The organism is Streptomyces sp. CB01373, assembly GCF_002803075.1.
GTDB lineage: Bacteria > Actinomycetota > Actinomycetes > Streptomycetales > Streptomycetaceae > Streptomyces.
Map to the genome: position 1 here is coordinate 351,880 of NZ_NNBK01000011.1, position 20,818 is coordinate 372,697.

Genomic DNA, 20,818 nt, shown 5'->3' on the forward strand with positions numbered 1-20,818 from the left:
GGGCATCCCGGCCGCGCGTTGTAAGAGCCACTCCCGCCACCCACTAGTGACATCTTCGCATTCACTGCGTACGCTCCTGAATATGGATATGCATACTGTGGTGGTGGGGACGTCGGGGGTCACCGCGTCCGACGTTCTCGCGGTGGCACGCGGCGGCGCCCGTGTCGAGCTCTCCGACGAGACGGTGGCGGCCCTGGCGGCGGCGCGGGAGATCGTGGACGCGCTGGCGGCCAAGCCCGAACCCGTCTACGGCGTCAGCACCGGCTTCGGCGCCCTGGCGACCCGGCACATCAGCCAGGAGCTGCGCACCCAGCTCCAGCGCAACATCGTCCGCTCGCACGCCGCCGGCCTGGGCCCGGCGGTCGAGCGTGAGGTCGTGCGGGCGCTGATGTTCCTGCGGCTGAAGACCGTGTGCTCCGGGTACACCGGCGTGCGCCCCGAGGTCGCGCAGACCATGGCCGACGTGCTCAACGCCGGCATCACCCCGGTCGTGCACGAGTACGGCTCCCTCGGCTGCTCCGGCGACCTCGCCCCGCTGTCCCACTGCGCTCTCGCCCTCATGGGCGAAGGCGACGCGGAGGGCCCCGACGGTGTCGTACGCCCGGCCGGCGAGCTGCTCGCCGAGCACGGCATCCAGCCCGTCGAGCTGCGCGAGAAGGAGGGCCTGGCCCTCCTCAACGGCACCGACGGCATGCTCGGCATGCTGATCATGGCCCTCGCCGACCTCGACACCCTGTACAAGTCCGCCGACATCACCGCGGCCCTCAGCCTGGAGGCGCTGCTCGGCACGGACAAGGTCCTCGCCCCCGAGCTGCACGCCATCCGCCCGCACCCGGGACAGGGCGCCTCCGCCGCCAACATGCTGGCCGTGCTCAAGGGCTCCGGCCTCACCGGGCACCACCAGGGCGACGCGCCCCGCGTGCAGGACGCCTACTCCGTGCGCTGCGCCCCGCAGGTCGCCGGCGCCGGCCGTGACACCCTCGCGCACGCCCGCCTGGTCGCCGAGCGCGAACTGGCCTCCGCCGTCGACAACCCCGTCGTGCTGCCTGGGGGCACCTCCCAGGCTTTCGGCTCTGGGGGAGGGCGGGTGGAGTCCAACGGCAACTTCCACGGCGCCCCGGTCGCCTACGTGCTGGACTTCCTCGCCATCGCCGCCGCCGACCTCGGCTCCATCGCCGAGCGCCGTACCGACCGGCTGCTCGACAAGAACCGCAGCCACGGCCTGCCGCCGTTCCTCGCCGACGACGCCGGTGTCGACTCGGGCCTGATGATCGCTCAGTACACGCAGGCCGCGCTGGTCAGCGAGATGAAGCGGCTCGCCGTACCGGCCTCCGTCGACTCCATCCCGTCCTCCGCCATGCAGGAGGACCACGTCTCCATGGGCTGGTCGGCGGCACGCAAGCTGCGGACGGCTGTCGGCAACCTGAACCGGATCATCGCGATCGAGCTCTACGCCGCCGCGCGCGCCGTGGAACTGCGCGAGGGCCTGACGCCGGCTCCGGCGAGCCGGGCGGTCATCGACGCCGCTCGCGAGGCGGGGGTCGGCGGGCCGGGCCCGGACCGCTTCCTCGCGCCCGACCTCGCCGCCGCGGACGCCTTCGTGCGGGACGGCGGCCTCCTCGCGGCGGCCGAGACCGTCACCGGCCCGCTGCAGTAGGACGGCGGGCCGGAGCCCAAGTCGGGGGAGTGCCGGGCTGGTGCCGCGGCAGGTGACGTTTGCCCGTGAAGGAGCGGCGTCCGGTGCGTGCTCTGCGGGTCCCCCCTGCTCGAAGAGCTCGGGGGAGTGCCGGGCGTCGCGCTGGGGCGAACGTTGCCTGTCGCGGCACTGGTTCAGAAGCCCAGGCGCTCCCGGCGCACGGAGTAGACCACGAAACCGGCGCCCAGTATGAGGAGCGAGGTGCCGCCGACGACGTAGGGGGTCGTGTCGATGCTTCCGGTGTCGGCGAGTTCGGTCCCGCCGCCGGTGGGCGCGTCCTCCTGGACGTCGGACACCTGCGCCGCCGCGGCGGGTCGCCCCTGCTCCGTGACCTGGGCCGTCGGCGGCGCCGGGTCCGCCCCTCTCGCCGGAGTGCCCACCGAGGCGTCCGCGGAGGGGACGAACCACAGGGCGCCCAGCAGGGTGCCCGCGGCGGTGGCGGTCAGCAACGTACGGCGAGCGGATGACACGGAATATCGATCCCCTTGTGGCGCTGGTGAATTGGCCGTGTGGGGCGATGTTAGTGAACGTCGCGGGTCACGGGAAAGTCACGGGAGGTTTGAGCCGTACGCTCCGTCCATGAGCACTCCAGAGACTTCACGTTTTGTCCGCGTCAGCGTCGAGCTCGTCGTCGAGATCGAGGACGCGGAAGCCGTCATCGCCGCGGCCCGCAGCCGGATCGCCGAACACGCCGAGGACGGCGAACTGGACCCCGCGGAGCGGGCGCACGCCGAGGGAGCTGTGACGGAGGACACCGCCGAGGCCCTGGCGTACCTGGTCGATCCGTTCGACCTGGTGGGCGAGGTACCGGGGGTCGAACTCCAGCAGGCCTCCTGGTCGAGCGAACGCATCGACTACGACCCCGATTCGCCGGACTGGGAGTTCGACGAGGATGATGTCGACGGGGACGACGAGGAAGTGGACGCCGCGGGTCACTCCGGCTGACGTCGCACGGGTCACATCGGCGACCCCGGGCGCAACCGGCGCCCGGGGTTTCGTCGTCTCACGCAACGCGCAGGCCGGGCCGCGCACCGTCCGCTGCGGCGGACGTGGCGGGTTCCACACCTCACGACGTGGGAAATGGGACGAAACGGTCGTAGCGTTGAGTGCTCGCGACGGGGGACTCGAGGTGTTTTGGGACTCGCCAACGATGGAGAAGCGTGTGATGACGAACAGTAAGCGGCGCAAGCGCCTGACGGCCGCGTCCGCACTGCTCGGCGGTGTACTGGTGCTCACGGCCTGTTCCGGCGGCAGCGACGCGGCCGACGGCGGTGGGGACTCCTCGCGGGCCAAGGCCGACAAGGCCGCGGCCGAGGAGTCGTCGGAGGCCCAGATCAAGATCACACCAGCGGACGGCTCCGACAACGCCTCGATCAACAACTCCGCTGCCGTCACCGTGGCCAAGGGCACGTTGACGAAGGTGACCATGACGACCACCGACGGCAAGGCCGTCGAGGGGCAGATATCGGCCGACAAGACGAGCTGGAAGCCCAGCGGCCAGCTCGAGCGGGCCACCACCTACAAGGTGGCCGCGACCGCCACGGACGCCAAGGGCCGCGACGCCCACGAGAACGGCTCCTTCACCACGGTCGCCCCCGCGCACAGCTTCATCGGCTCGTTCACGCCGGACAACGGCACCACCGTGGGTGTCGGCATGCCCGTGTCGATCAACTTCGACAAGGCGATCACGAACAAGGCGGATGTCGAGAAGGGCATCACCGTCACCTCCTCCAGCGGTCAGGAGGTCGCCTGCCACTGGTTCGGCGTCCAGCGGATGGACTGCCGTCCCGAGCACTACTGGCAGGAGAACTCCACCGTCACGCTGAAGCTCGATCTCGACGGCGTCGAGGGCGCCCAGGGTGTCTTCGGCGTGCAGCAGAAGACGGTCACCTTCAACATCGGCCGCAACCAGGTCTCCTACGTCGACGCCAAGACCAAGCAGATGAGGGTCACGCGGGACGGCAAGACCGTCAAGACCATCCCGATCTCCGCCGGCTCCCCCGAGAACACCACCTACGAGGGCGCGATGGTGATCTCCGAGAAGTTCCAGCAGACCCGGATGAACGGCGCCACGGTCGGCTTCACCGACGACGACGGCAAGGGCGAGTACGACATCAAGGACGTGCCGCACGCCATGCGTCTGACCAACTCCGGCACCTTCATCCACGGCAACTACTGGGGCGGGCCGGGCGTCTTCGGCAACGTCAACACCAGCCACGGCTGTGTGGGCCTGCAGGACAAGAAGGGCGCCAACGACCCGAACACCCCGGGCGCGTGGTTCTTCAACAACTCGATCGTCGGTGACGTCGTCGTCGTCCAGAACACCGGCGACAAGACCGTCGCCCCGGACAACGGCCTCAACGGCTGGAACCTGAGCTGGGCTCAGTGGAAGGCCGGTTCGTCCGCCTGACGACCGCTCGGCCTCCCCAGGACCGGTGCCGCCCCTCGGGGTTGCACCGGTCTTCTCATGCTTCTCTTATCCTGGCCTCAAGTCCCCATCACGGTGCGCCCCTACCGTCGGCCGCATGTTCTTCACCTACCTGAGGCGCGAGCTGCGCCGCCGTCGAAAGGCGGCTCTCGTCGTCGCCTCCGGCCTCGCGCTGGGCATCGCGCTGGTCATCGTGGTCAACTCCGTGTCCAGCGGCATGAGCAGGGCGCAGGACAAGGTCCTGCAGTCGCTGTACGGGCTGGGCACGGACATGACCGTCAGCAAGGCGGCCACGCCGACGTCCGGCGACGCGCGCCCGCGCTTCAAGTTCGACGCCCAGGAGAACGGCGACAAGAACGACCAGAGCAGCGACCGGGTCATGGCGCAGGGCTTCACCACCCTGCCCGCCTCCACGGTCGACAAGGTGGCGGACCAGCGGGGCGTCTCCTCCGCGGTCGGCGGGCTCAGCCTCAACGTGGTGAGGATCAACGGCCAGTTCACCCGCGGCCAGTTCAAGCAGGACGGCGAGGGCGGGCAGACGCGCGGCGCGCCCGGCTCCGGGCCGCAGGGCCGGGTCATGGGCGGCGGCGCCGACTTCGACGTCAACCAGTACACGGTCTACGGCACCGACGTCACCCACCCGGAGCTCGGCCCGCTGACCTCCTCGAAGATCACCGACGGCCGTACCTTCAAGACCGGTGAGACCGACGCCAAGGTCGTCGTCGCCGACTCGGCGTACGCCAAGGAGAAGAAGCTCAAGGTCGGCGGCAGCGTCACCATCAAGAAGGTCAAGTACGAGGTGATCGGCATCGCCACCGCCAGCAGCGGGGACGCGGCGGCCAACCTCTACATCCCGCTGAAGCAGGCGCAGACCCTCAGCGGCGACAAGGACAAGGTCACCACGATCTACGTCAAGGCGACCGACTCCCAGCAGATCGACGCAGTCAAGGGCGCCATCCAGAAGAACGTCCCGGACACCACGGTCACCACCTCCGCCGATCTGGCCAAGACCGTCTCCGGCTCCCTGTCCACCGCCTCCGACCTGGCCACCAGCGTCGGCAGGTGGCTGTCCATCGCGGTGCTCGTGGCCGCCTTCCTCGTCGCCGGCCTGCTGACCTCCTCGGCGGTCTCCCGGCGGGTGCGCGAGTTCGGCACGCTCAAGGCGCTGGGCTGGAAGTCGGGCCGGGTGACCCGGCAGGTGGTCGGCGAGGCCGTCGTCAACGGACTGGTCGGCGGTGCCCTCGGCATCGCGCTCGGCCTGGCGGGTGCCTACGCGGTGACCGCGATCAGCCCGACGCTCCAGGCACAGCTCGGCGGTTCGGGCGGCGGTTCGGGCGGCGGGGGTGCCTTCGGCGGAGGCGGGGGCTTCGGCGGCGGAGGCTTCGGCGGTCCCGGCCGGCAGGCCGCGAAGTCCCTGGAGGTCGCGCTCACCGCGCCGGTCAGCCTCACCACCATCGTCCTCGCGGTCGGCCTCGCCGTGGCCGGCGGCCTGATCGCCGGCGCGTTCGGCGGCTGGCGGGCCTCCCGGCTGCGCCCGGCGGACGCCCTGCGGCGCGTCGAGTAGCGCGCCGCCCTCCGCGAACCGGCGGGCCACCGGCCCCCTTCTCCCCGCATCCCAGGAGCTGCTTCCCTCATGTACGAACTCACCGGCGTCACCAAGCACTACACCCGGGGCAAGGAGGTCGTCCGTGCCCTCGACGAGGTCGACCTGACCATCGGCGACGGTGACCGGCTGGTCATCCAGGGCCCCACCGGCGGCGGCAAGTCGACGCTGCTGCAGATGCTGGGCGGCCTGGACCGGCCCACCTCCGGCCAGGTCGTCCTCGACGGCACCGACCTGGCGAAGCTGCCCGAGGCCCGGCTGACCCGGGTGCGCAGCGAGAGCATCGGCTTCGTCTTCCAGTCCTTCAACCTGATCCCGACGCTGACCGCGCAGGAGAACGTCGAGACCGCCCTCGTCCCGCTCGGCATCAAGGCCGCCGCACGGCGCGAACGGGCCGCCGAGGCACTGGAGTCGGTCGGGCTCGGCGAGCGGCTCGGACACCTGCCGTCCGAGATGTCCGGCGGCCAGCAGCAGCGCGTCGCCATCGCCCGCGCCCTGGTCAAGCAGCCGAAGGTGCTGCTCGCCGACGAGCCCACCGGAAACCTCGACGAGTCCATGCGCGACGAGATCATGGACGTACTCGAACGCATGTGGAAGGAGCACGGGTTGACGTTCGTCATGGTCACCCACGACTCCGCCATCGCGAGGAAGGCCCCCCGGGTGGCGACCATCCGCAAGGGGCGCATCACCGTCAAGGAGAACGCGGGGGCCTGAACAGGAGGGAAACGAGAGGAACCGACCGCACCCCGCCATTGAGCGCGTGATCACCCCCCGGCATACTTCCTCTTCCGGGGGGTGGGGGTGTAGCGCACTTGTGCGAGCCTTCCCCCGGTCGAGTGGACAGGGAATCCGCTCGACACTCCGTTTCCAGGGGGAGTTTTGCGCAGACAAGTGAAAAGAGCGGGCGCGGCCGCGGTCGCCGCGGCGGCAGCCGTCGCCCTCGCCGCGGGTATGACCAGCCCCGCGTCGGCGAGGCCCGAGCACCGCGCCGCCAACGCCGCCGGGTCCGCGGCCCACCGCACCATCACTCTCATCACCGGCGACCGGGTCACCGTGGACGCCAAGGGCCGCGTGATCGGCCTGCACCGGGCCGAGGGCCGCGAGCAGATACCCGTGCAGGTCCGCCGTATGGGCGGACGCACCCTCGTCGTGCCGGCCGACGCGTCCCGCCTGATCGCCTCCGGCAAGCTGGACCAACGCCTCTTCGACATAACCGAGTTGAACAAGTCCGCCACCCGCAAGTCGTTCAAGGACGGACTGAAGGTCATCGTCGGCTACCAGGGCGCGGCCACCGCCGCCCGGGCCGACGTCCGCGAGGCCGGCACCCTGCGCCGGGCCCTGAAGGCGCTGAACGCCGACGCGGTGCAGACCCCAGTCAAGGACACGCCCGAGCTGTGGGAGGCGCTCACCGACGGCGACCGGACCAGCGCGGGCATCGCGCACATCTGGCTCGACGGCGTCCGCAAGGTCACCCTCGACAAGTCCGTGCCGCAGATCGGCGCGCCGACGGCGTGGCAGTCCGGCTACACCGGCGAGGGCGTGAAGATCGCCGTTCTGGACACCGGTGTCGACGCCACCCACGCGGATCTGAAGTCCCAGGTGGTGGCGGCCAAGAACTTCACCACCAGCAACAGCACGGCCGACCGGGTCGGCCACGGCACCCATGTCGCCTCCATCGCGGCGGGCACCGGCGCCAAGTCGGGCGGCAAGTACAAGGGTGTGGCGCCCGGCGCCAAGATCCTCAACGGCAAGGTCCTCGACGACGAGGGCTACGGCGACGACTCCGGCATCCTGGCCGGCATGGAGTGGGCGGCCCAGCAGGGCGCCGACATCGTCAACCTCAGCCTCGGCGGCGAGGACACCCCGGGTGTCGACCCGCTGGAGGCGGAGGTCGACAAGCTCTCCGCCGAGAAGGGCATCCTCTTCGCGATCGCCGCGGGCAACGAGGGCCCCGAGTCGGTCGGTTCGCCCGGCAGCGCCGACTCCGCCATCACCGTCGGCGCGGTCGACAAGAAGGACCGTCTCGCGGACTTCTCCTCCACCGGCCCGCGGGTGGGCGACGGCGCCATCAAGCCCGACGTCACCGCGCCGGGCGTGGCCATCACCGCCGCCGCGGCCAAGGGCAGCCTGATCGGCAAGGAGGTCGGCGAGAGCCCGGCCGGCTACCTGACCATCGACGGCACCTCGATGGCGACCCCGCACGTCGCCGGTGCCGCCGCGCTCCTCAAGCAGCAGCACCCGGACTGGGGTTACGCCGAGCTGAAGGGCGCGCTGACCGGCTCCGCCAAGGGCGGCGCGTACACCCCCTTCGAGCAGGGCGCCGGCCGTATCGCCGTCGACAAGGCGGTCAAGCAGACCGTGATCGCCGACCCGGTCTCGGTGAGCTTCGGCATCCAGTCCTGGCCGCACACGGACGACGAGCCGGTCACCAAGCAGCTGACCTACCGCAACCTCGGCACCGAGGACGTCACGCTCAGCCTGGCCATGACGGCCGCCGACCCCAAGGGCCGGCCGGTCCCGGACGGCTTCTTCACGCTCGGCGCGACGGAGGTGACGGTCCCGGCCGGTGACAAGGCCTCCGTCGACCTGACCGTGAACACCCGGCTGGGCGGCACCCTGGACGGCGGGTACTCGGCGTACGTGACGGCGACCGGTGGAGGGCAGAGCGTCCGTACGGCCGCGGCCGTGCAGCGCGAGGTCGAGTCGTACGACGTCACCGTCAAGCACATCGGCCGGGACGGCAAGCCCACCGCCGCCCATGACACGATCCTGTGGGGCTACACCGGCCGCGGCGCCTACCGCACCTACCAGGTGCCGGACGGCTCCGGCACGACGACCGTGCGCGTGCCCAAGGGCACCTACACGCTGGACGCCTGGATCGCCAAGGACTTCACCTCCTTCAAGGGCGGCCTGGACTGGCTGGTCCAGCCGAAGCTGACCGTCACCGGGAACGTAACGGTCACGGTCGACGCCCGGAACGCCAAGCCGGCCGACATCACCGTGCCGGACAAGGCCGCACGGCAGCACGGCGCGACGATCGGCTACTCCTACGACCCGGCGATGTACGGCATCTCCATGACCCTCGGCTCGTGGTCCCAGCTGCGCACCGGTTCCATCGGCGGCGACGTCGGCGGGCTCAGCCAGGTCTGGAGCGGCCAGTGGACCAAGGGCTCGTCGGCCGAGTACGACGTGGCGACCACCGCGAAGGTCAAGCGGTTCCAGGGCGGCAAGGTGCGCCACTACGCGGCGCGTGAGCTCGCCACGGTGAAGAACTCCGTCGGCGCGGGTGCCTCCGGCAAGACCGGCGCGATCACGCCCTGGGCCCTCGTCGGCGACTACGCCATCATGGCGGACAGCATCGAGCAGAAGCTGCCGGGCACCCGGACGCTGTACCTGTCGACGGGCAACGGCATCTACTGGTCCCACTTCGTGGAGCAGTTCGGGGGCCACGACGAGCGGAACCTGCCGATCAGGGAGGCGCTGTACGCGCCCGACGACGTGAAGGCCTACAAGGGCGGCAAGACCTACACCAACACCTTCAACAGGGCGGTGTTCGGTCCCCACCTGAACCAGGACTACGGCGTCTTCCGCTACAGGAACGAGCTCTACGGCTCCCTGCCGCTGTTCGCCGACTCCCAGGCACACTGGGGCTTCTCGAAGTTCACCTCGGCGCAGACGACCCTGTACCGCAACGGCAAGAAGGTCGCGTCCAACCACGACCCGCTGCTCGGTGACGAGTTCTTCGACGTCACGGCCGGTGACGCCCAGTACCGGCTGACCACCTCGGTCAAGCGCAGCGCGAAGGTCGCGGGCGCCTCCACCCGCGTCGACGCGAGCTGGACGTTCCGCTCCAAGAAGCCGTCCGGCTCGTCCGAGGTCCGGCTGCCGGCCTCCACGCTCCGTTTCAAGGCCACCACCGGCCTGGACAACCGTGTCCCGGCGGGCAGGACGGCCACCTTCCCGGTCACCGTCGAGGGTGCCGCCGCGGGCAAGAACCTCAAGTCGCTGAGCGTCTGGGTGTCCTACAACGACGGCAAGACCTGGAAGAAGGTCACCGTCAAGAAGGGCAAGATCACGGTCAAGAACCCGGCGAAGGGCAAGGCCGTCTCGTACAAGGCCAAGATCACCGACAAGAAGGGCAACGTGTCCACGGTCGCGATCTACGGTGCGTACCGCGGCAAGTGAGACGGTGTCGAGGGCCCGTGAGGGCTCTTGACGGATGAGCGGCCCGCTGGAAGCACGGCTTCCGGCGGGCCGTTCCCGTGCTTGTGAGCAGCCTGCTCCTGCCGGGCGGATGTGCGGGACGGCTCTCGCTGGATAAAGTCGTCCTTTTACACCTGGTTGTGGGGACAACCAGAGCGCCTCGGGGAGGGCCTGCAGCACATGAGTCGTCGTTCCAATGGCTTGGTCGGTGTCTGGGCTGAGATGCAGAGGCAGCAGCAGCGCCAGACGGAGGCCGAGGCCCGACGGCGGCGACAGGAGGAGCAACAGGCACGTGCCCGTCAGCGGCGAGCGGCACAGAGCCACCGCGACTACCGGCAGGCGGAGGCCCGGCGCCGGACTCACAGGTAGCGTCCCTGCAAGGCCTTCTCGCCTCGGGATGCCGGGCCCCGGCCTTCAGGGCCTCCTCCCTCACGCGCCCCGAGGCAATCGAGCCCTTCGCCCCGGGCCCACTGGCTCAGCCCGTGCCCATGCCGAACGCCGAGCACTACCAGGCGCAGGGCGGGTGGACCGCCGGTCGCCGGGCGCAGGCGCAGGCCGAGGCCCGTGCGCGCTTCGAGCGGGACTGGCACGCGGCGCAGGCGGCGGAGGCGCGGCGGCAGCAGCAGCTGGCGTCGTACCAGCGGGAGTACCAGCGGTGGGCCGACGCCCAACTGGCCGACGTGCGGCGGCACAACGCGGGCATCGTGGAGCTGACCGAGGGAGTCCGCCGCCGCGATCCCGACGCGGTGGTCGAGTACTTCTCCGCAGCTCTGTACGCGTCGACCGCGTGGCCGGAGGGCTTTCCCCGTCAGGTGGCGGCGGCCTACGACTCGGCGGCCGGACAGCTCGTGCTGGACTGGGAGATGCCCGCCTACGACGTCGTCCCCGAGGTCAAGTCCGTTCGGTACGTGTCCACGACGGACCAGGACAAGGAGACGCCCCGGCCGGTGACGCAGCGCAGGGCCCTCTACCGGGAGGTCCTGGCGCAGTGCGCGCTGCTCGTCCTGCACGAACTCTTCGCCGCGGACGAGCTGGGCGCCCTCGAATCCGTGACCCTGAACGGGTTCGTGGACGGGCACGACCCCACGACGGGCCGGCCGGGCCACATCCACCTGGCGACCGTCATGGCCCCGCGCGCCACGTTCCGCGACCTGCACCTGGCGCAGGTGGACGCCTGCAGCTGCCTGGCCGACGCACTGCACGGGCAGCTCTCGGCCCGCCCCGACCAGCTCGCCGCGGTGCGGCCGGGCCGCAGGCCGCAGGAGGTCGGGAACCGTGTCGTCACACACGGCGGCGACGAGGATCCCGACCTGTACGCGATGGATCCGATCGCCTTCGAGAACCTCGTCGCCGAACTCTTCCGGGCCATGGGGATGCAGGCGGTCACCACCCAACGCTCCAACGACGGCGGAGTGGACGTCGACGCGCTGGATCCGGCACCCATCCGCGGCGGCAAGATCGTCGTGCAGGTCAAGCGCTACCGCAACACGGTGCCGCCCACCGCCGTGCGCGACTTGTACGGGACCGTGCAGGACGCGGGCGCCAACAAGGGCGTCCTCGTGACGACGTCGAAGTTCGGCCCCGGCTCGCACACCTTCGCCAACGGCAAGCCGCTGGAACTGATCCCGGGCACCGAACTCGTCGACCTGCTCCACCGCCACGGGCTGCGCGGGCGCCTGGGCGACGGTGCCCGTCCCTCCGCGGCGCAGCCGACGCCGGCGGCTCCCGACACCCGGCTGCCCGACGACCACAACGTCCTGGGCATGTCGTGGACCGGGAGCGTCGCCCTGGACGTGTGCGCCCTGGTCTGCCGTGGCAGCCGCGTCCTCAGCGACGACCACTTCGTCTTCTTCAACAACCCGCGGACACCGGACGGCTCGGTACGCGCCCTGCCCGCCCACGCCCCCGACAAGGCCGCGATCTGCGTCTCCTTCGACGCGTTGCCGGGCGAGGCCGACCGGCTCGTCCTCGTGGCCGCCGTCGACCCGGAGGCCAACCCGGACGCCGACCTCTCCGGCTTCACGGACGCGAGCATCCGCCTGCTCGACCCGAAACTGGCCGAGCTGGGACGACTGGAGGTGTCCGACGGCCGGCCCCGCGAAACCGCACTGGTACTCGGCTCCTTCCGCCGCAGGCCGAACGGCGACTGGGACTTCGTCCTCGGAGGCAAGGGCTACACGGGCGGCCTGGAGGAGCTGGTGCGGGACTTCGGCATCGAGGTGGAGTAGACGGGCGACCCCGCGATGTCACTCGGGGGCGAAGGCGAAGCTGAGCCACGGACTTGTCACGCTGGCGACCTGGTCGGACTGTCCGATGTCCAGGTAGTTGCTCTGCCCGCCCGCCGGCACCGTGCAGTCCGGTGCGGTGTACAGCACCAGATTGCTCTGTGTCTGGTTCTCGACGTGTGTCACGCCCTCGGGAAACCGATGACATCCGTGGATCGGCGGGTTGGAGAGGGTCTCCACGAGCCGGACACCGCTCCGCGCCACGACCTGACCGGACGCCTGGTCCTGGCACGCGGTGAGCGCGATGCCGAGCAACGCGATGCCGATGAGCGCGGCCGTCGACCGTGAAGAAGGCATCGAGCCTCCTGAAGTACGGGGAGCTGCGGCGGACGTCGTCCTCCCTTCACTATCCGCCAGACCCGACGGGCCCGCATGGCGAGGACGCCGCCGCGGTCCGTGCCGGACCGAGCGCTCGGTGACGGCGACCGCCGCATCCCCCGGACCACCGGCTGCACGGGGCCACGGTTGATGCCTGCCCAGTACCACGGTTCGCTGCGGCGGATGGTGTGCACTCGCCGGTTCCGGCAGCGACCGGGTCCGCTGCCCGCCTGGGTAGGGCTGACCCCCTGTCGAAGACGCCGGTCCACCTCAGTGCACAGGCCCCTGTACACAGACGACTGTGTACGCATGGCACAGGAACCCGGCACTCCCGGACCACATGCGCCCGCCGGGCAGGCCCCGGCGCTGCCGCCCGATCCGGTCGTACTCTCCGACCTCGCCACCCTGAAGGCACTCGCGCATCCGCGTCGGCAGCGCATGCTGCAGCACCTCACAATGCAAGGCCCCGCGACCTCCGCGACGCTCGCTCGGGCGCTGGGGCTGAATACCGGCTCCACCAGCTACCACCTGCGGGAACTCGCGCGGCACGGCTTCGTGGAGGAGACGGCGAAGGCGCAGGGGACGAAGGAGGCGGGCGGGGCCACCGGCCGGGAGCGGTGGTGGCGGGCGATCCCGGGTGACCGGCGGTTCCCGCCGCGCAGCCGGCAGAGTCCTGAGATGCGGCTCGTCATGGACGAGCTCAACCACCACGCCTACGCGGCCGACCTGCAACTCTTCGAGCAGGTTCAGCAGGACACGGCCGACGACGATCCCTGGGCGGACGCCTTCCCGTACTCGCGCGGCAGCATACGGCTGACGCTGCCCGAACTCCACGCCTTCTTCGAGGAGTACATCGCCCTGCTCAACCGCTACAAGCGTCCCGAGGCCGGCACCCCGTCCGGCGCACGCACCGTGGTCACCCGAATGCTCGCCTTCCCCGCACCCGCCGTCGACGGCCGCGGCGGCCGAGACCCCCGTGCCGCGCACACCACGAATCCGACCACGACGAAGAGGACCGAGCCCTCATGATGCTGCGCTATGCCCTGAAGTCGGTCCGTGCCCGCAAGGCCGGATTCCTCGGTGCCTTCCTCGCTCTGATGTGCGCGGCGGCCCTGATCACCGCCTGCGGCACCCTCTTGGAGACGGGCCTGCGCGGGACTATCCGCACCGAGCGCTACGCCGCCACCCCCGTCGTGGTCTCGGCCGACCAGAGCGTCCACCAGACCACCGTCAAACACAAGAAGGGCAAGACCAAGATCAAGCACAAGGCGAAGCCCATCGCCGAGCGAGCCTGGCTTTCACAGAGTCTGGAAGGCACCCTCGCACACGCCACAGGCGTCGCCCGCGTCGTGCCCGAACTTACCTTCCTCGCGGAGCCGTCGGCACCGGGCGAGACGGGCGGCCGTACTGCCTACGGGCATGCCTGGGACTCCGCCGCCCTTACGCCCTACAGGCTGACCGCGGGCAACGCGCCCAAGGCCGCGACCGACCTCGTCGTCGACTCCTGGCTCGCCGGGCGGGCCCACCTGAAGGTCGGCGACCGGCTCACCGTCCAGTCGACGCAGGCACCGCGCAGCTACCGCATTTCCGGAATCGCCACGCCTCCTAAGGACGTACGGCACCAGACGTCGCTGTTCTTCTCCGCAGCGGAAGCACGCAGGCTGGCCGCGCACCCCGGGAAGGTCACCGCCTTCGGCGTGCTCCCCGACCGGGGCACGGACACCGGACGGCTGCGCCAAGCCGTGGTGCAGGCGCTGCGCGGCACCAACGCGCAGGTCAGCAGCGGGGACGCCCGCGGGACCGCGGAGTTCCTGGACGCCGCCGCGGCCCGCACCAAGCTGGTCAGCATCGGTGGTGCGATGGGCGGCACCTCGCTGCTCGTGGCGGTGCTCGTGGTCGTCGGCACCTTCGCGTTGACCGTGCAGCAGCGGTACCGTGAACTCGCCCTGCTCCGCGCCATCGCCGCCGGCTCAGGACAGATCCGCAGTCTTCTGGGCCGTGAGGCGCTGATCGTCGGTGCGGTCGCCGGCATCGCAGGTGCCCTGCTCGGGCTGCCATTGGGCAGCTGGCTGCACAGCAGGTTCGTCGACGTGGGAGCTGTCCCGGCAACACTCCAGCACACCGTCAGCGTCTTCCCTGCGTTTGCCGGCGTCGCCGCGACTCTGGCCGGAGCCTGGGCCTCCGCCCGGGTCGCTTCCCGCCGGATCGCCCGGATCCGTCCGGCCGAGGCGCTCGCCGAGTCCCACACCGAGCCCGCGCGGCCTCCGTGGGGACGCGCCCTTGCCGGACTCCTGCTGCTGGCCGGCGGCACGGTCCTCGTCGTCCTGCTCGCCTCTCTGCACACCGAGCCCGCGTCGACACCCATTACTTTCTTGGCAGTTGTCGTCCTGTCCACCTCTGTCGCCCTGCTGGGGCCGCTCCTGGTGAAGGCGGCCACACTGCTCCTCGGCGGCCCGCTGCGACTGACCGGGCCGTGCAGCCGGCTGGCCACGGCCAACCTGCGCGGCAACGCCGCCCGTATGGCCTCCGTCGTCACCCCTCTCACCCTCCTCGTCGGCATGACCTGCACGGTCCTGTTCGTCCAGCCCACTCTCGGCAACGCCGCCCGCGCCCAGGCCCGCGAGGGCGTGCGCGCCGACTGGGTCGTCGTCTCGGCCGGACCGGGCGTCCCGGCCGAGACTGCACGGAAGTTCCGTGCGCACCACGACGTGGCCACCGAAGTGGTGCGTACGACGGTCCGGGTCGGCCTCGACAAGTACGCGGCGCAAGGCGTCACCCCCGTCGGGCTCACCCGCACCTGGGACCCGGGCGTCACCGCAGGCTCGCTCGACCGGCTCACCGACGGCACCGTGGCCGTGAGCGAACTGGCTGCCGGCCGGCTTCACCTGAAGCCCGGCAGCACCCTGAAGCTCACGCTCGGCGACGGCACGCCCGCCACGCTGACCGTTGCCGCCGTCTACACCAAGGGGCTCGGCTTCGGAGACCTCACCTTCACGCACGACCTGGTCGCACGCCACGTCGACAACCCCCTCGCCACCTCTGTCCTCGTCAGCACGCCCCGTACGCAGACGCAGATGTCGACCGCGCTCCGTGATTTCCCCGGCGTCCGTGTCGTCTCCCCACAGACCGCCGACCACCTCCAGGCAAAGCAGCAGCAGGCGAACGCGGAGGTCAACTACCTCGCCATGGGACTGGTCCTGGCCTTCACCGCCATCGCCGTCGTCAACACGCTCACCATGTCGGTCTCCGAACGAGTCCGTGAGTTCGCACTGCTCCGACTCGCGGGGGCCACACGCCGACAGGTGCTGCGCATGCTGCGCATCGAGGCGCTGTCGGTGCTGCTCCTCGCCACCGTGCTCGGCAGCGGCATCGCCCTCGCGGTCCTGACCGCGTTCAGCGTCGGCATGACCGGCCGCGCTGCCCCGGCCGTCGCTCCGCTGCTGTACGTCGCCGTCGTGGCCGTCGCCGGACTCCTCGCCCTCGTCGCCACCGCCCTGCCAGGACGCGCGGCACTCCGGGTGCGCGCGGTGACGGTGGCCACCGCCAAGGAGTAGCGCCGGGAAGCTGACGGGCGGACACCGCACCCGCATGGTCAGCTTGCGTGTCAGAGAACTCCCCTGCGAGCGCGGTCGCTTCCCGTGGCCACGCTTGCTCCCGGCGAGTGGCATGCCCTCGCCCCCGGCGGTCGCCACCTGCTCGTGGCGTTCGACTGACCCCGCAGAGTCCGCCCTCTCACAACGCAGGGGATCTTCCGGTTCCGCTCGGGGAGCTGTCCGCTCTCCTCTTCAGGCGGCCAACTGGTCCACCCCGCGAGCCGACCCGGGCGTCGGCGAACCTTCCCAGGCAGGCCGGCGGGAGCATGGATGGCGTCTGTGAACGCGGTTTGATGACCCACGTCAAGCATCTTTCGTAGACCTTTCGTGACCGCCTGGCACTTTGAGATGGATACCTCAGTCACACAGAAGCCTGGAATGGCCCCTCAGGTGGGCCCCTTCCCGGTTAAGGAAGGGGCTCGTTGGTGTCTTGTGGTGTGTGAACCCTTGAACCTGATGCTACGGAACTTGCGAAACCTCACAGACGAACCCTGAGCAACAGCTTTGTTCACGGGTTCAAAACGGCTCGCTTCGCTCACCGCGCGCGACCCGGCCCCCGGCCGGGACTGCGCTTCTGTCTCCGCCCCGCTCCAGCCCGGCCAGCGCCCGCACCGCGATCAGCCGCCTGAAGCCAGAGAAGAGGTACGTAACTGAGACGGTCGGCTCAGCCCAAAGTCGCTCCGCCAACCATCAAATGGGACATAAAGGGCAATGGCCGCAAGATGCAAATTTCGCTCTTTCGCCCTCCCTGATCTTCCGGCTAGGGCATACTCCCCGCTATGCGCTTCGACCTCTACAACCTGGGTCCGAGAGAGTTCGAAAACTTGACCCAGGCAATCACCTCTGCAGAACTCGGACCGTTCGTAACTCTCTTCGGTCCTGGGCCCGATGGAGGTCGAGAAGCCACGTTCGAGAGCAGCTCCCCCATTACGGGAGCGTCCTCCAGCGAATGGAACGGGCTTGGCGTCCTTCAGGCCAAGTACAAGGAGACGCCTGCGAGCCCGCGGGAAGAAGCTACTTGGCTAATCTCCGAAATCCGCAAAGAGTTCAAGCAATGGCGCACTTCGTCAAACCGGATCGAGCTTCCCGACTTTATCCTGTTCGCCACAAACGTCACGCTTTCGGCGGTCCCACGCACAGGAGGTGTTGATAGAGTTACGAAAGTAATGAGAGAGGAGTGTCGCCGGCTCGGTATTACCGGTTGGGCAGTGTGGCACTCAGAAAACATCCATCGCTTCCTCGAAATTCACGACGGGATTCGCACATCATATTCAGCCTGGATTCTACCTGGCGATATTTTGAACGCCATCTACAAAACGCTGAATAACGATCGCACCGATGTTCCCAAAGCAATGCAATCGTTCCTGGCCCGTGAACTGGTCAAAGACCGGTATGCAAATCTTGACCAAGCCGGCGCTGCAGATGATCGCACCGTTCCATTGGCCAGCGTATTTGTCGACCTCCCGATCGGAATGCGCAATGAGAATGGCCAGGAGTATGAGGCAAAATGCCTGAAGACCCTGATTTCGGCGTGCGACCTCAAGCACTCAACTGAAGAACTCGATAATTTAGAAGATGGTCAGGGTCGCTTCAGCCCAAACCGCATGGTACTTGTGGGTGGCCCCGGGCAAGGAAAGAGCACGGTAAGTCAGTTCGTCTGTCAGCTCTACCGGGCCAATCTGGTCAAAGACACGACGTCTATGCGCAACCCTGAAGTCCGGTCCACGGTTACACAAATCACAGAGGAGGCTGATAAAGAAGACCTTTCTCCCAAGGCAAGGCGTTGGCCAATTCAAATTCCATTGACCAGACTCGCCGATCAGCTAGCAAAGGGAAAATGCAGGAACATTCTCGATTACATTGCCCAGAGAGTCAGTGAAACAGGAAGCTTTACGGTCAGTGCGGCAGACGTTAAGGATTGGCTCTCGGTCTTCCCGTGGCTGCTGATTCTCGATGGATTGGACGAAGTTCCTGGTTCCAGTAACAGGACTCAGGTTCTTGAACACGTCAATAATTTCCAGATTGAAGCTGATGAATGCAATGCAGACCTCGTCATAGTTGCGACGACTCGTCCGCAAGGTTATACCGACGAGTTCTCCCCGAAGTATTTCAAGCACTACAGTCTGATTCCCCTGCAAACCGAAAATGCCCTGGGCTATGGTCTTAAGTTGGCGCATGCTCGGTACGGTACATCAGCAGACCGTGTTCCAGTCTTGATGTCCCGTCTGGAGCAGGCTGCAGCCGAGCCATCAACGGCGCACCTGATGGCGACGCCACTGCAGGTGACAATTATGGCGGTGTTGCTAGACAGAGTTGGGAAAGCACCTAAAGATCGTTACACGCTCTTTGCGGACTACTACCGCGTGATTTATGAGCGTGAACTTGAAAAAGAAGGATCAGCGAGCAATCTCCTTCGGGACCATGCCGCCGATATCAGCGCCATTCACGCAGACGTCGGGCTAATGCTGCAGACTCGCAGTGAGCGATCCGGGGAGACCGAATCCAGGCTGACGACTAGCGAACTGAATGTGATCATTAAGGATCGGCTCGCTGAAGAGGGACACTGGGGCGACAGACTAGCGCAACTGACGGATTCGATTAGCAAGGCTGCCACTGATCGACTTGTCTTCCTCGTCCCCTCCAGAGAAGGTCAGGTTAGCTTCGAAATCCGCTCACTGCAAGAATTTTGGGCAGCCGATGCTTTGATGAATTGCGGGGAGGAAAAAATTCCCGCCCGGCTCCGCGAGATGTCTGTCAGTTCGCATTGGCGTAACGTTCTTCTGTTCGCCCTGGGCAGTATTTTCGCTAATCGACGAACCTTGCGGGACTCCGTTACACAGCTAGTCTCTGAACTCAATACCATCTCGGACTCGTTCGGATCCCTTCAACGTCGAGCGCTCACTGGATCGCGCCTTGCAGTCGAGATCCTCAATGACGGAATGGTGAGGGCACCACGCTATGAAAGAATTCTCGTAGAGCAAGCCCTAAAGCTGCTAAAGCTGCCGCCCTCAAGCCACATCAAGATCTTGGCCGCATCTATTAGTGAGCAAAGCATGGAAATCGCTAGAGATTTCCTCTCTTCCGAGCTGGAGACCGGAATCATTCCCGAACGTGCCGTTCTCGACTTCCTAGGTGCACGCTCCAGCAATGGCGACCGTTGGTGCGAAGGCAAGCTTGAGGAACTCTACAGAAGCGCGTCTCAGGATGACAGAAAGGAAATCTACGAAGCTGGAATCGACGTTGATAACCCGACCATCGTGAACCTGGCCTCCGATTGCCTTGCCGATCCGAAGATCACCGCGTCTTCCGTTTTCCGCGGAGGCGTATCAAAATGGCGCTATGCCAGCATGAACGCTCGACCCTTCCCTTCTCAAGCTTGGGTGGCCCCCCTACTCAGCTACTTTGCACATAGACAAGTGCCGGTTCAGCGCCTGCATCTCGCTCCGGGCTTTCGGTTGAATATTGTCTCCGTGAACTTCCGCTCTGTCGAGCTTGATACCGTAATGTCGGCTGGGTTTCCAGCTGAACATTGGCTCAGTAAAATTCACAATTTCGGGCAGAACCCCAGCTGCGAGAGTCTGGCCGAGGTTGTAACTAGCATTTTGCCCGACAGGGAGAAATACCCCGAAAGGGTAGCATCGTTCTTTCCGTGGATCATTTGGTACGCTCTTCAATTTGCGCAAGAGGTTGGCGAGCTGCAGAGAGCGGCTGACCTGATTGCAAGGGGAGAGCTTGGGGGGCCGAACGATTGGGAAACCCTTGAGGAATCTTGGTCAACTGAACGGCTTGATATTCTATTTCAAAACACTTTCGCCGGCTGGCGGACAGAACGCAAGCCCTTTGCCCCCCTAGCTTGCGCTCTTCATGGAGGCTCGTCAATCCGCCGAACTGCCGTGCACCGGGTTGGATCGACACAGGGCTTCGACTTGGGCGAGTTGGCTGATCTCGCCTTGAGGATTCCCGACAACGTCGCCCGTGAAAAGGTCTGCCTTTACATTGCAAACTCCGTGGCACATGGTCCATACGATAACTCTTCGGAGTTCCCTTTCACTGCACAGCAAATCGGAAAGTTGTACGAGGCTCTAGGTGTGGAGGGTCGCTTCCACAACTTTGATTGGCTCGAAGTAGCGCCGTTGAACCATGAGTGGCTCTCTGTACTGGACCGCATTGGGCGATCTCTTTTGATGGGGAATATCTGGGCGCCAGATGTTCCGGATCAGCTGAGGCATCAGTGGATGCAAAACTTCGATGCCTGGATCGGGCTGGGAGTGTTGGTTCTCTCGGACCCCACTCGGGACCTGTCACCTGATGAGAAGCGCAGAATTAATCACGAATGGGAGAAGGTGCAGATTCACGGACCTTCAAGTGCAAGGCACGAACGCATCACGGCCATTTCCGTTTTGTACTCCCGACCGCCGCAGTCTGTTGACGAGGCAAATTCCATCCTCTCGCATGTGGTGCAAGCAATTGTTCTGAAAGAGATTGAATGTGCCGAGGTGCTTAGGCGTGCTATTTTGAATCATTTCCCGCCGAGTCAAGAGTTCTTGTTGGGATTGCTGGATGCTTTGTGGGAGGATCTAGATCCTTACGACCAGGTGGTCTTCTATGAGCGCATTGTGCAGTTGCAAGCAAGTGCGCCTACCCGAATTTCATTCGAAAGAATGAGGCCCTGCTAGGCAGTTTTCGACATCT

11 protein-coding genes and 1 pseudogene are annotated in these 20,818 nt (G+C 67.2%); 10 read left to right on the forward strand and 2 right to left on the reverse strand.

The features are described from left to right. Positions 1-88 precede the first annotated feature (88 nt). Positions 89-1,657 carry a histidine ammonia-lyase gene (gene hutH, locus CG719_RS19485; RefSeq protein ID WP_100569930.1) on the forward strand — a complete coding sequence of 523 codons (1,569 nt, stop codon included), beginning with the start codon at positions 89-91 and terminating at the stop codon, positions 1,655-1,657. A 173-nt stretch (positions 1,658-1,830) separates the two neighbouring features. Here the strand turns inward: hutH and CG719_RS19490 are convergent, their stop codons facing one another. Beyond that, entirely contained in the window at positions 1,831-2,166 is a 336-nt protein-coding gene (locus CG719_RS19490) for an LPXTG cell wall anchor domain-containing protein (RefSeq protein WP_100569931.1), read from the reverse strand. Positions 2,167-2,275: 109 nt separating this feature from the next. Here CG719_RS19490 and CG719_RS19495 point away from each other — a divergent pair, with 109 nt between their 5' ends. From CG719_RS19495 to CG719_RS19525, 6 genes and pseudogenes are all read left to right on the forward strand, one after another. Beyond that, positions 2,276-2,641, forward strand: coding sequence for a hypothetical protein (locus CG719_RS19495; protein ID WP_234375647.1), 366 nt, complete (start codon positions 2,276-2,278; stop codon positions 2,639-2,641). 220 nt (positions 2,642-2,861) lie between these two features. Then, the gene (locus tag CG719_RS19500) at positions 2,862-4,106 is read left to right on the forward strand and encodes a L,D-transpeptidase (RefSeq protein WP_100569932.1); all 1,245 of its coding nucleotides are present in this window, start codon (positions 2,862-2,864) and stop codon (positions 4,104-4,106) included. Positions 4,107-4,221: 115 nt separating this feature from the next. Continuing rightward, the gene (locus CG719_RS19505) at positions 4,222-5,688 is read left to right on the forward strand and encodes an ABC transporter permease (RefSeq protein ID WP_100569933.1); all 1,467 of its coding nucleotides are present in this window, start codon (positions 4,222-4,224) and stop codon (positions 5,686-5,688) included. A 69-nt stretch (positions 5,689-5,757) separates the two neighbouring features. After that, positions 5,758-6,441, forward strand: coding sequence for an ABC transporter ATP-binding protein (locus CG719_RS19510; protein WP_100569934.1), 684 nt, complete (start codon positions 5,758-5,760; stop codon positions 6,439-6,441). 177 nt (positions 6,442-6,618) lie between these two features. Continuing rightward, positions 6,619-9,912, forward strand: coding sequence for a S8 family peptidase (locus tag CG719_RS19520; RefSeq protein ID WP_442802734.1), 3,294 nt, complete (start codon positions 6,619-6,621; stop codon positions 9,910-9,912). Between the two features lie 198 nt (positions 9,913-10,110). After that, positions 10,111-12,158, forward strand: a pseudogene (locus tag CG719_RS19525) (restriction endonuclease). A gap of 18 nt (positions 12,159-12,176) precedes the next feature. Here the strand turns inward: CG719_RS19525 and CG719_RS19530 are convergent. After that, complete coding sequence (locus CG719_RS19530) at positions 12,177-12,512, reverse strand: hypothetical protein (protein ID WP_100569935.1); 336 nt, start codon at positions 12,510-12,512, stop codon at positions 12,177-12,179. Positions 12,513-12,842: 330 nt separating this feature from the next. On the opposite strand from CG719_RS19530, the gene CG719_RS19535 reads away from it, so the two are divergent. From CG719_RS19535 to CG719_RS35420, 3 genes are all read left to right on the forward strand, one after another. Next, positions 12,843-13,562 (forward strand): ArsR/SmtB family transcription factor, encoded by a 720-nt coding sequence (locus CG719_RS19535; RefSeq protein ID WP_100569936.1) that lies wholly within the window; start codon positions 12,843-12,845, stop codon positions 13,560-13,562. Beyond that, positions 13,559-16,087 (forward strand): ABC transporter permease, encoded by a 2,529-nt coding sequence (locus tag CG719_RS19540; RefSeq protein ID WP_100569937.1) that lies wholly within the window; start codon positions 13,559-13,561, stop codon positions 16,085-16,087. The genes CG719_RS19535 and CG719_RS19540 overlap by 4 nt, the downstream gene beginning before the upstream one ends. Positions 16,088-16,905: 818 nt before the next feature. Beyond that, positions 16,906-20,802 carry an NACHT domain-containing protein gene (locus tag CG719_RS35420; RefSeq protein ID WP_159024897.1) on the forward strand — a complete coding sequence of 1,299 codons (3,897 nt, stop codon included), beginning with the start codon at positions 16,906-16,908 and terminating at the stop codon, positions 20,800-20,802. The last annotated feature ends 16 nt before the right edge of the window (positions 20,803-20,818 follow it).